This is a genomic window from Streptococcus taoyuanensis (assembly GCF_029589235.1).
Classification (GTDB): domain Bacteria; phylum Bacillota; class Bacilli; order Lactobacillales; family Streptococcaceae; genus Streptococcus; species Streptococcus taoyuanensis.
The window spans coordinates 1-12,251 of record NZ_JARQVW010000014.1; the positions used below are offsets into that span (position 1 = coordinate 1).

Annotated in this window: 10 protein-coding genes; 1 reads left to right on the forward strand and 9 read right to left on the reverse strand. The window is 41.7% G+C overall.

All coding sequences use genetic code 11. The annotated features are described in order from the left end of the window. Positions 1–261: 261 nt before the first annotated feature. The 4 genes from P5Y91_RS08445 to rhaB all read right to left on the reverse strand — a co-directional run bounded on the left by P5Y91_RS08445 (position 262) and on the right by rhaB (position 5,155). Complete coding sequence (locus P5Y91_RS08445; protein ID WP_003017649.1) at positions 262–1,413, reverse strand: iron-containing alcohol dehydrogenase; 1,152 nt, start codon at positions 1,411–1,413, stop codon at positions 262–264. A gap of 150 nt (positions 1,414–1,563) precedes the next feature. Continuing rightward, positions 1,564–2,388, reverse strand: coding sequence for a rhamnulose-1-phosphate aldolase (gene rhaD / locus P5Y91_RS08450; RefSeq protein ID WP_014713877.1), 825 nt, complete (start codon positions 2,386–2,388; stop codon positions 1,564–1,566). Between the two features lie 43 nt (positions 2,389–2,431). Continuing rightward, positions 2,432–3,697: an L-rhamnose isomerase gene (gene rhaA, locus P5Y91_RS08455; protein WP_118396487.1), complete on the reverse strand. Its 1,266-nt coding sequence runs from the start codon at positions 3,695–3,697 to the stop codon at positions 2,432–2,434. Between the two features lie 12 nt (positions 3,698–3,709). Further along, on the reverse strand, positions 3,710–5,155 hold the full coding sequence (gene rhaB, locus P5Y91_RS08460; RefSeq protein ID WP_151191103.1) for a rhamnulokinase: 1,446 nt from the start codon (positions 5,153–5,155) through the stop codon (positions 3,710–3,712). Positions 5,156–5,262: 107 nt separating this feature from the next. Between rhaB and P5Y91_RS08465 the strand changes: the two genes are divergently transcribed. Beyond that, positions 5,263–6,219: a helix-turn-helix domain-containing protein gene (locus P5Y91_RS08465; RefSeq protein WP_118396484.1), complete on the forward strand. Its 957-nt coding sequence runs from the start codon at positions 5,263–5,265 to the stop codon at positions 6,217–6,219. A 185-nt stretch (positions 6,220–6,404) separates the two neighbouring features. Here P5Y91_RS08465 and P5Y91_RS08470 read toward each other — a convergent pair whose 3' ends face one another. The 5 genes from P5Y91_RS08470 to P5Y91_RS08490 all read right to left on the reverse strand — a co-directional run bounded on the left by P5Y91_RS08470 (position 6,405) and on the right by P5Y91_RS08490 (position 12,165). Next, positions 6,405–6,752 carry a VOC family protein gene (locus tag P5Y91_RS08470; protein WP_118396482.1) on the reverse strand — a complete coding sequence of 116 codons (348 nt, stop codon included), beginning with the start codon at positions 6,750–6,752 and terminating at the stop codon, positions 6,405–6,407. Positions 6,753–6,868: 116 nt separating this feature from the next. Next, positions 6,869–8,644 carry a pyruvate oxidase gene (gene spxB / locus P5Y91_RS08475; RefSeq protein ID WP_277839254.1) on the reverse strand — a complete coding sequence of 592 codons (1,776 nt, stop codon included), beginning with the start codon at positions 8,642–8,644 and terminating at the stop codon, positions 6,869–6,871. Between the two features lie 502 nt (positions 8,645–9,146). After that, complete coding sequence (locus P5Y91_RS08480) at positions 9,147–11,369, reverse strand: heavy metal translocating P-type ATPase (RefSeq protein ID WP_270299873.1); 2,223 nt, start codon at positions 11,367–11,369, stop codon at positions 9,147–9,149. Positions 11,370–11,379: 10 nt separating this feature from the next. Continuing rightward, positions 11,380–11,751, reverse strand: coding sequence for a cupredoxin domain-containing protein (locus P5Y91_RS08485; protein WP_151378957.1), 372 nt, complete (start codon positions 11,749–11,751; stop codon positions 11,380–11,382). 18 nt (positions 11,752–11,769) lie between these two features. Next, on the reverse strand, positions 11,770–12,165 hold the full coding sequence (locus tag P5Y91_RS08490; RefSeq protein WP_277839256.1) for a CopY/TcrY family copper transport repressor: 396 nt from the start codon (positions 12,163–12,165) through the stop codon (positions 11,770–11,772). Positions 12,166–12,251: the final 86 nt, after the last annotated feature.

Consider the following 12,251-nt stretch of genomic DNA (forward strand, 5'->3'; position numbering starts at 1 on the left):
AGTAGGGCTGTAAAAGCTGATGAAATCAGCGTAGTAGAGCCCACTCAACCACTGCGTCTTGCTCGACAATCCAAAAACAATTGAGAGGCTAGGACTTTTGTCCCAGCCTCTTTTTAAGATCAATATTTTAATATGAACTAGCACTACAATTCTCAGCTAGTTGCACTTGTACAAATGCATGAGAATCATAAATCGCAAGATTAGGATATTTAATAAAAAACTAGGAGATTGATCTTCATCTCCTAGCATATATTCTAATCATTAAAACAACTCTTTATACAAGGCAATTGTTTCTTCCAAGGTTGGCATAAATGGATTGCCTGGAGCACAAGCATCAATAAGAGCATTCTTAGAAAGGTATTCAAAGTCAAACTCTTCTTCTTTAATATCTAATTCTGTCAATTTTTTAGGAATTCCAACAGTCTCAGATAATTTCTCAATTTCAGAGATGGCGTATTCCGCACACTCGGTATCTGTTTTCCCTTCTGTGTGAAGTCCTAGAGCCTTGGCTACATTACGAAAGGCTACTGGCACTCGCTTAGCATTCTCACGCTCAACTACAGGAAGCAACATGGCACAGCAAACGCCATGTGGTAGGTGGTAAACCGCACCTAATTGGTGAGCCATGGAGTGCACATACCCCAACCCTGCATTGTTAAAGGCCATTCCTCCAAGGAAAATGGCGTTCACCATAGCCTCACGTGCTTCAATATCCTGCCCATTTGCCACGGCACGTGGTAAATACTCTTTGATCAATTCAATCGCTCCAATAGACAGTTTTTTGGTAACATCATAGGCACCTGGTGTAACCAAAGCTTCAATGGCATGAGTAAGGGCATCCATACCTGTTGCTGCCGTTAGATCAGCTGGTTTTGAAAGCATCAGCTCTGGGTCATTGACAGAGATAAGAGCCAAGCTATTTTTGTCAACCATGACCATTTTAACTTTTCGTTCTTCGTCCGTAATGACATAGTTGATGGTAATCTCTGCAGAAGTTCCCGCAGTTGTGTTAATCGCTACAACTGGAAGGCCTTTTTCTTTAGACTTATGAAGGCCTTCATAATCCTGTGGCTTCCCACCATTTGTGGCCATGATAGAGATACAGCTTGCCGCATCCTGTGGAGAACCACCACCTACTGAGACGATAAAGTCACAATTGTTTTCTTTTAACACAGCTAACCCATCATAGACATTCTTACAAGATGGATTTGGATCTACATCTTCAAATACGACATACTCGATCCCATCTGCTTCTAGAGGAGCTGTTACCTTCGGCAAAATGTCGCTCGATGCAATATAGTGGTCTGTAACAATCAAAGCTTTTTTAAAGCCCAATTCCTTCACGTGGCTTCCAAATTCATTGATCACTCCACGACCAATAAGGTTAACTGCTGGTACATAAAAAACTGACATTTCTTTTTCTCCATTTTTCTTATATTGATATAATTATAATACTCAAAAAAGTTTTCTTCAACTATTTTGTGATTTTTTTAACAAAAAATTCCATGATAGAAGGGAGGTCCTGCCTCCCTTAGCTTCATCATCTTTTACTGCCCTTTATCTCTAGTCTACATCCAAGAATCCTTGGTGAGGCGTCATGTTAAAGAAGGTTGCAATTTCTTGCAATTCTTGGTCAGTGATGGCTTGTTTAATGACTCCGCCTTGAGCACCAATTTGTGAATAAATCATCGCAGCTTTTTCAATCACCTCAATCAATCCATAAGTTTCATCTAGCGAAGTACCTGATGCGAAGAGCCCATGGTGAGGCCATAAAACCGCTTGAAACTCTGCCATTTTTGCTGCAGTTGCCTTCCCGATCTCAGTCGTACCAGGTGTCATATAAGGGATCACCCCAATTCCTTCAGGGAAGACAACAATCGATTCCGCCTGCATTTTCCATAGAAGACGTGATAAGTGACGTTCTTCAAGGGGTTGAGTAAAGGACAGTGCAATCAAGTTTGTTGGATGGCAATGGAAAACCACGCGTTGATTTGGATTTACCTTCAAACGCTCTATATGGCTCATCAAATGACTTGGGAATTCTGAAGTCGGCTTACCACCGTCATTGAAGCCCCACACCAATTCTGCATGTTGACCATCTTCTGTGATGCGAACTAAACCAAGATCATTTTCTGGATTTCCAGCTACATTTCTAAAGTAACGCCCAGTTCCTGTAACCAGATAGTAATAGCCCGCTAAAGGAGAAGCATCAAAGCCAAGATCAAGCACTTCTGTCACTTCTGTCACATCCTCAAAAGGAGCAACTTCTTCAGCTGTCAAGCGAAGGGAGACATTTCCTCCATTCCGTTCATCCCAATAGCGTTCATAAGACTCTCGCGTTACTTCTCTCATTTTTGTTACATAGACGGATTCTACAAATTTTGTCATTTTTCTCTACTCCTTCTCCTAAGCTCTTTCGAACTTTTTCATCTTATCCGCGTGTTTTCAAAATCTCAGCCTCATAGTCATGGACTTCTTTTAACCAATCCAAACCAACTGGAACATTGTTCTTCAAGCAGAAATAATTCCAAACATCGCTATATGGGAAGTCTTTCAATTCTTCTGTATAGACTAATCGAGAAGTAAAATCAAAGTCCAATTCCATTTGTTTCAATTCTTCTGTTGGCTCTAACATGGCTTTCAAGAGTGCTTTTTGAGTGTTACGAGTTCCAACTACCCAAGCCGCAATACGGTTGATAGTCGCATCGAAGAAATCCAGGCCAATCGCTGTTTTTCCAAGGAGATCATTGCGAACCAATTCTTTGGCAATTTCCTGCAACTCATCGTCCATAATGACTACGTGATCCGAATCCCAACGAACAGGGCGAGAAACATGCAACATTAATCCTTTACTAAATAAGGCAAGCGAAGATAGTTTATTCGAAATCACTTCTGTCGGATGGAAATGACCTGCATCCAATAAAATGGTCTTATTTCGTGTCAAACCATATCCCATATAAAATTCATGAGATCCTACTGTATAGGCTTCTGCTCCTAGTCCAAAGAGTTTGCTTTCAACAGTATCAACATTGTATTGTTCATCAATCTCCTCAGAGAAAATTTCATCTAAAGATTCCATCAAACGTTTACGTGGTGTCAGACGATCAATTGGGTTGTCCTTAAAGCCATCTGGAACCCAGAAATTGGTGTAACAAGTTTCTCCCAATTCTTTACCGAAGTATTCCGCCACTTTACGACTGCGTTTCCCATGCTCTATCCAATACTCTCGAACTTCTTGGTCTGGACTAGCCAAGGTGAAGCCATCCTTCATCATTGGATGGGAGAAGAAGGTTGGGTTAAAGTCCAATCCAAGTCCTTGTTCTTTGGCCCACTTCACCCATTTTTCAAAGTGACGTGGTTCAATTTCATTGAGATCGACTGTTTCATCGGTATCTAAATAGATGGCGTGTAGATTCAATTTATGCTTCCCTGGAATCAAAGAATAAGCTTTTTCCAAATCCTGACGCAACTGTTCAGGAGTGTGGGCAGCTCCAGGATAATTTCCCGTTGACATGATCCCACCAGTCAATTCGCCATCAGGTGATAAGAAGCCCTTCACATCATCTCCTTGCCAGCAATGCATGGAGATTTTAATTCCTTGTAATTTTTCCAATACAGCATCCGTATCTACTCCGATTGCCGCATAGCGAGTTTTGGCCGCCTCATAAGCTTGTGTAATTTGAGTTGCATTTGTCATTATTCTTTCTCCTTATTGATAATAATTCTGTTGAAAATTTTTTAAATGATCGGTTTCCATTGTAAAATCAGGAAAAAATTCCTTCAATGATATCTCTTCTTTTAAGAAAGCACGTGCTTCTCTAAGATTGCTAAAAGTTCCACTTGCAATCAACTGAACCAATAAATTCCCGATAGCCGTTCCTTCACCTGGGCCAGCGATCACTGGTTTTTGAATCACATTGGCTGTCAACTGATTTAGAAGAGCAACATTAGATCCCCCTCCTACGATATGGAGAGCCTCAAAGGATTTTCCTGTCAATTTTTCTAGTCGTTTCCATTCAGCTCCATAAATAAGAGCTAGATTGGAATACACACACATGGTCAATTCGCCTACGGTCTCTGGAACCTTCTGTCCTGTTTCTCGACAATAAGCTTGAATTTCTTGAATCATCTGTTCAGGGTTAGTGAAGCGCTCATCATTCAGATTGACATACTGTTCAAACGGGGCTACCTGACTGGCTTGTTCAGCCATCTCTGCGTAGCTATATTGATAGTCTAAGCAACGAGCAATTTCTTGTACCGTCCACATACCCGTGATATTTTTAAGAAAACGATAGGTTTGATAAGCTCCCCATTCATTGGTGTAATTTGCTTCCTGACTCTCTTTCGTAACGATCGGTGATGTTAATTCCGCTCCAATCAAGGACCAGGTGCCACTAGAGATATAAGCAACATCTTTGCTTGTCGCTGGAACTCCCACAACTGCTGAAGCCGTATCGTGTGTTGCCACAGCATAAACTTCAACATAAGGAAGTTTGTAATCCTTGAAATTTTCTCGAAGTAGAGGTCCAAGATAAGTCCCTGTCTCCACCAAATCGGGAAGTTGAGAAGCCTTTATCCCAGCTAAATCGAGCAAATCGTAATCATAATCTCTATGATGAATATTTAGCAATTGGGTCGTTGAGGCATTGCTAACTTCTGCTACCTGTCTCCCCGTCAGTCGGTAGGCCAGATAATCTGGAATCAAAAGACTAATATCCGCTTCTTCTAACAGTTGAGGATCTTCACTAACATACTGAAACAAGGTATTAAAATTTAAAAATTGAATGCCCGTTTTCTCATAAATGTTCTTAGCAGGGAGCTTCTGAAACACTTTCTCCATTGCTTTTTCAGTCCGTTTATCCCGATAAGCAATGGGTTGTGCGAGGGCCTTACCATCTTTTAACAACACATAATCTACCGCCCAGGTATCAATTCCTAAAGTACAGTTATCTACTCCTAGCTCTTTTGCTTTCTCTAATCCGACGAGAATCTGGTGGAAGAGCTCCTCTATATCCCAACGATCATGCTGATCCACTCGAGTAAATCCATTTTTGAATCGGTGGATTTCTTGTAACTGCCATTTTCCATCCTGAACATCTGCTAGTATCAAGCGTCCACTTGATGCTCCAATGTCCACTGCTATATGATAGGTCATCTCGGCCCTCTTTTCTTGCTTCTTTCTATCTCTATTTAACTATTTTTTAAAATGTGATACAATATCTCTAAAACAGTAGAATAGTATCAAATATACAGGTGAAACAGATGCAACCCCTAACTGACTTCCTCCATCAAGAAACTGAGATTGAAAAGCAACAAAAAAAGACTGGAACCTTCGTTCCAGACTTTTCTGAAATGAAATCCCAAGCCCCTCATTTAACCAATGATCTCTTTTTTCACAATCGAGACATCTACATTAGTAAACACAATCGCTATGCGCCTTATCCTCTTCATTCCCACCAATTTTTAGAGCTCAATTATATCTATAGCGGACATTGTCAACAAATCATTAATGGTCAGACTTACATGCTTAATCAAGGAGACATCCTCCTGATGGATGTGGGGAGTAAACATCAAATTGAGTGCTTGGAAGAAGAGGATATTGTGATCAATCTACTCTTTAAAGATAACAATATTTCCTTACAAAGTTTGGAAGAAATACAAGGAAATAATAGTCTCTTGTATCACCTACTCCTTAGTCGCCATAGCCATCTAGAAATCAGTCAAAATTTTATTATTCTTCGCTCCGAAGAGATTCCAAAAGTCCCCCAACTGCTCCACCGGATGATAGAAGAGTATTTTTTCCAGAAGGATTTCTCCCAAGAAATTCTCAAACACTCTTTAAGTATTTTACTCTATGAATTGGCTCGTTCCTTGCCAACTGCACAGAAAAAGCTCCTTCAAACCCGACAAGATCCTTTTCTGCAAGTCCTTGAATTAATTGATAGAGACTATAGGGGTCTTACCTTGGCAAAAGCTGCCGATCAATTAAAATTTAACAAAAACTATTTAAGTAATCTCGTCAAAGAAAAAAGTGGTCAAACCTTTACCGAGCTGGTGCATCAGAAGAGGTTAATGTCTGCAAAATTATTGATTCAATCAACAGATTTTTCTATTGAAACGATCTGCCAAACCGTCGGCTTCAGTAATAAAACCTATTTTTACAAACAATTTGCCTTGATGTATGGGATGAAACCCTCTGAAATGAGAAGGAAGTCTTGACCACCTCCAATTTTCTCTCCTTTAAACAGTCACTGCTATCAACACTCTTAAGCAACAGACATATTTTAGAATCAACAAAAAGACACCACTCAAAAAAGATCGGACCAATAAATGGCTCCGATCTTTTAATAGTTCATATTCTCATATTAAGAATAATTATGGTTAACGTCAAATGACTAAGCATCCTAGTTCATTCGATAAAAATCAATCACTAGACCAGCAGGACCTTTAACTAATAAGGACTTTGTTCCCCAATCCGTTTCACAAGGACCGTGTAAAATCTCGACACCGATCTCTTTTAAACGTTGGTAATTCTGATTTAGATCCTCAACCTCGATATGAAGAATGATTCCTGACTGAAAATCTTCCAAAGGAATCAAATGATTTTGGGACAACATGAGACAATGACTGCCAATCGTGAACTGAGCAAAACTATCATCAGCATAATCTGCCTTTTTATCCAAGATATGCTCCAAGTCAGCACAGACTTGGGGAACATCTGACACGATAATATCTATTTGATTTAAATTCATTTACTATCTCCATAAAAAGACCGGATGAATCCGATCTTTTTTCTTAATAGGTTTTACTCTATGAAAATCAAAGCATAAAATCTACACTGTTTACTTTTGATTTTCGACGAGAAGAATTATTTAATTGCGCGTGATTGCAAACCTTCTTCTTCCAAGAAGAGGCGGAATGGTACAAGCTCTTCAGCTTCGTATTTTTCCTTGAAGGCTTTAATCGCTTCTTCTGAGTGTTGTTTTGGATCCAACTCAAGTACTTCTACTGGAAGTGGACGGTGTTGTGTAATGCGGGCATCGATCACAACAGTTTTACCTTCTTTGTTCAATTTAACAGCTTCTGCAACAACTGCATCGATGTCTTCGATACGGTCAACTGTAAATCCTACAGCACCTTGCGCTTCAGCGATTTTCGCATAGTCAGCATTAGGGAAGTCACAACCAAACAAGTGTTTGTTTGTGTCTTCGTATTTGTCCTTGATGAAGGCATATTTACCATTTGAGAAGACAACGTTGATAACTGGAAGATCGTATTGAACGTTTGTGATAACGTCTGGGTAGCACATGTTGAATGCACCGTCACCCATGATGTTCCATACTTGGCGATCTGGATTGTCTTTCTTAGCAGCGATACCACCAGGAAGGGCGATACCCATTGTCGCAAAGAGTGGAGATGTACGCCACATGTTCTTAGGTGTCATGTGAAGGTGACGAGTAGATGTTTGAGTAGTGTCACCGACGTCGATTGAGTAGATAGCATCTTCGTCAGCGTATTTGTTAATAGCATTGTAAACTTGATACAATTGCAATTCACCCTCAGTTTTACCTTCGAGTTTGTTCATGTAATCACGCCAGTTTTGGTTGTTCTTAACGTTTGCACGCCACCATGGAGTAGACTCAACTGGGTTCACTTTGTCAAGGATTGCTTTCGCTGCTTGACCTGCGTCACCAAGGATTGAAGCGTCAAGGGCGTGACGTTTACCAAGTTTGTAAGGGTCAATATCCACTTGGATGAATTTTTCAGTGTTCTTGAATGCTTCGTAAACTTCAGCAAATGGGAAGTTTGAACCAAGGAAAAGAACAGTGTCTGCTTCAAAGACCACTTCGTTGGCTGGTTTCCAACCAACACGGTATGCAGAACCTGTCAAACCTTCGTAGTTCCATTCGAAGGCCTCGAAGTTTTTACCAGTTGTAATGATTGGTGCTTTAATTTTACGAGACAATTCAGTGATCACATCACCCGCACCAACTCCACCGAAACCAGCGTAGATCACTGGGCGTTCAGCATTGTTCAAGATTTCAACCGCTTTGTCGATTTCAACTTCGTTCAAAGCAGGAGCGATGAATGAACGCTCGTATGAACCTGAACCGTAGTATGAGTTTTCGTCGATTTCTTGGAAACCAAAGTTTACTGGAATTTCAACGACAGCTGGACCTTTTTTAGAAACGGCAGCACGACAAGCTTCGTCAATGACTTTTGGCAATTGTTCTGCGTAAGCTACACGTTTGTTGTAAACAGCGATACCGTTGTACATTGGGTTTTGGTTCAATTCTTGGAAGGCATCCATGTTGAGTTCGTTAACTGGACGTGATCCAAGGATAGCAAGGAATGGAGTGTTATCCATCGCTGCATCGTAAACACCGTTAATCAAGTGAGTCGCACCAGGTCCACCTGAACCAACTGCAACCCCGATAGATCCGCCAAATTTAGCTTGCATAACCGCTGCAAGAGCACCAGTTTCTTCGTGGCGAACTTGCAAGAAACGGATATCTTTGTCTTCAGCCAAAGCGTCCATCAATGAGCTAAGTGTTCCTGATGGGATCCCGTAGATGGTATCTACGCCCCATGTTTTCAATACGTTGAGCATTGCTGCAGATGCAGTAATTTTCCCTTGAGTCATTCTAACTCTCCTTTAAATCTATTTTGATCCTTTAAAAATGCAGCATAGCGCTTCTACTTCATCTTTGCGATCAGATTTCGTTTTGAAAATGAGTTTTTTCTGACATTTCTCATGAAAACGATTTACAAAACGATTACAGTATTAATTTATCACAAAGCCTATCACATGTATAAGAATTTGCTCAGAGATGCTCAATCCCTATTACATAACAGATGCTGATTTTGAGAAAAATTCACAAACTATAGTAGAATAGGATATTTTATTATAATTTGCATGCACCTCTAATACTTGTAGCTGTAGGAAATCGAACAAAAAGAGGCTGGGACAAAAGTCCTAACCTCTTAATTGTTTTTGGATTGTCGAGCAAGGCGTAGTGGTTGAGTGGGCTCTACTACGCTAATTTCATTAGCTTTTACAGCCCTACTCAACTGTGCGGAGGTGGGACGACGAAATCGAATTCTAACGAATTACCGATTTCTGTCCCACTTTCTTTTTGTTTCATTTAATCAATTTTCGCAACATTGAGAAGCAGTGAGCTAGTCAAAACAGACACAGAACTAAGGGCCATAGCAAGACCTGCTAGTTCTGGATTGAGGGTCAATCCCAGTCCTACAAAGACTCCAGCAGCAATTGGAATCCCAAGGATATTGTAGATAGAGGCCCAGAAGAGATTGAGTAAGATCCGACGGAAGGTCTTTTGACTCATGTCAAAGGCGCGCACAACGCCAAGCAAATCATTTTGCGTGAGCACGATGCCACCGGACTCGATCGCAATATCCGTTCCAGATCCCATAGCAATTCCGACATCGGCGATCGAAAGAGCTGGAGCATCATTGATCCCATCTCCCACAAAGGCTACCTTACTGCTTTCTTGCAGTTTTTGGATGGCGCTAGCTTTTTCTTGAGGGAGCACATCAGCGATCACGGTATCAATGCCCACTTGCTTAGCAATAGCTTGGGCCACCCGTTCATTATCCCCTGTTAACATGACCGTTTTCAAGCCCCGTTCTTTGAGCTTTTTGATCGCTTCTTTTGAGCTGGCCTTCGGAGCATCTTGAATGGCAATCAAGCCAATCACTTGCCCATCCACAGACAAACTGATCACTGTTTTGGCCTGCTCTTGCAACTCTACCATCCGTTTTTCAAGCTCCGGATCCATCAATGTCCCGTCATGAAGTTTGCCATTTCCCAAGGTCACCAACTGCTGGTCGATCTGACCTTGGACCCCTTTTCCTTCAATCGCTTGGAAGTTTTCCACAGGGGTTAGCACCAAACCTTTTTCTTCTGCTCGTGATAAGACCGCTTGCGCTAGGGGATGTTCTGAAAAAGTTTCAAGACTAGCAGCCAGTGTCAAGACACGCGCTTCATCTCCTACAACATCGGTTACAAGTGGTTGGCCAATGGTAATAGTCCCTGTCTTATCAAACACAACGGTTTGAATCTTTTGCACTTCTTGAAGAACGGTTCCATTTTTAATCAGAACCCCCATCTTGGCACTACGGCCGGTTCCGACCATCAGGGCAGTCGGCGTTGCCAAACCAAGGGCACAAGGACAGGCAATAATGAGGACAGAGACTGCATAGAGCATGGCCTCTTGGAGCGACGCGCCCAGAAGCACGGACCAAACCCAGAAAGTCGCAATGGCCAAAATCGTCACCACTGGAACAAAGATACCTGAAATCTTATCCGTCAAATCTTGAATAGGAGCACGACTGGATTGGGCCATTTTGACAAAGTCCACAATTTGAGATAAGAGGGTCTCACTACCGACTTTTTCAGCCTTAAAGAGAATGGTCCCATTGCTGTTGATAGTGGAGCCGATAACTGCATCACCAACTGATTTTTCCACAGGCAAGCTTTCACCTGTCACCATCGACTCATCAATGGTCGTACTTCCTTCTACAATCGTCCCATCAACCGCGATCTTTTCCCCAGGACGGACCCGAATCAAATCACCAATGTGGATATCTTCCGCCGCCACCTCGACATAGTTCCCATCACGAAGAACTTGAGCCGTTTTTGCCTGCAAATCCAACAATTTTTCCACAGCCTCGGAGGCATTGTTACGCATCCGTTCTTCAAAGATTTGCCCTAAGAGGATAAAGAAGATGATAAAACCCGCAGCCTCAAAGTATACTGGCTGACCAGTAAAAAGGGCAAATACACTATAGACATAGGCTACCAGGGTTCCAAGTGCTACCAAGGTATCCATATTGGAATGGTGCTTCTTAAATGAGGCCCAGGCACTCTTGATAAAAGGAACTCCTGCTACCAACATGATCGGCGTTGTCGCTAGAAAGTTTCCCCAGCGATTGACTGGATGGGAGACAAGTCCTGCCCACATCCCGATCATCAAGATTAATAAAGGAAGGGTAAAGATACTAGTAATCCAAAAGCGATCCCGTAAACTTAAGACACGACGGCGTTTTTCCACAACCGTGTAGGAACCCTTTTGCATCTTCATTCCACATGAAAACTCAAGGTCCCCTGTTTCTGTCGGGGTAAAGGATATCACTTTATCCACACCGACTTCCAAAGGCTCTAAAATCCCCTGATCTTCAAACAAAATTTCCTTGTAACAGCCGGAAGGATTGACCCGATGGAAGGTGATTTCAGCAGGGATCCCTTTTTGAAGTTGAAATTCTTTGGGACTATAGCCCTTTTCTGCTGTAATACGGATCTTTTGCACTCCGTTTTCCACAACTGCTTTTTGTTTTTCTACCATACCTACTCCTTTATTCCACAATCATTTGACCATGCATCATGTTCATTCCACATGAAAACCCATATTCGCCCGCTTTTTCTGGCGTAATTTCAATGACATGTTTTTCACCTAAAGGCAAATCTTCATGAACGCCAAAATCTGGAAAGATCACTTGAGCCAGACATGAAGATGGATCCTTGCGATTAAAGATAATCCGGGCAGGAACATTCTTTTTCAGGACAATGGTTTCAGGCGAATAGCCCCCCATGACTTCGACTTCAATTTCTTGATAACCTGATTTCTGACGAGCGTGGCCGCTTACCTTTTCATGCTCTGCAAAGAACCACCAAGCAATAAAGACAACCACAAGTAAACAAACAATACTAATCACAAATCCAAACATAGAATTTCCTTCTTCCTACTACATACAATTGCAAGGTACTGTTTCAACAGCCTCTGCTTTCTTTTCTTCAAGGACCCGCTGCAGCTGATTAAGATCTGCTAGCGTAAAGTCACTCGCCTGAATCAAGTTTTCAAGCACCTGGACAATCCTTTTTGAACAAACCTTGTCCTTCACATCCTCAACCACCAAGTCTAAACTTTGGTCCTGCTTCAACAAAGCCGAGTAGACAAAGGCTTTGCCAGATTTTTCTCTGGTCAGACAGCCTTTCTCCACCAAGCGCGTCAAGAGGGTCTTGATGGTCGACTTCGACCAGTCAAAGCGCTCGGACAAGACGGCGATCAAATCCGTGCTGGTCTGCTTGCCTTCCATCCAGATAATCTTCATGACGCGCCATTCCGCATTGGAAATTTGCATGGCTTCTCCTTTCTGAATCTACATTTGTAAATCTTATGATGCTATTTTACACCTAAGATTTACATTTGTCAACCAAAAGTTTTTAA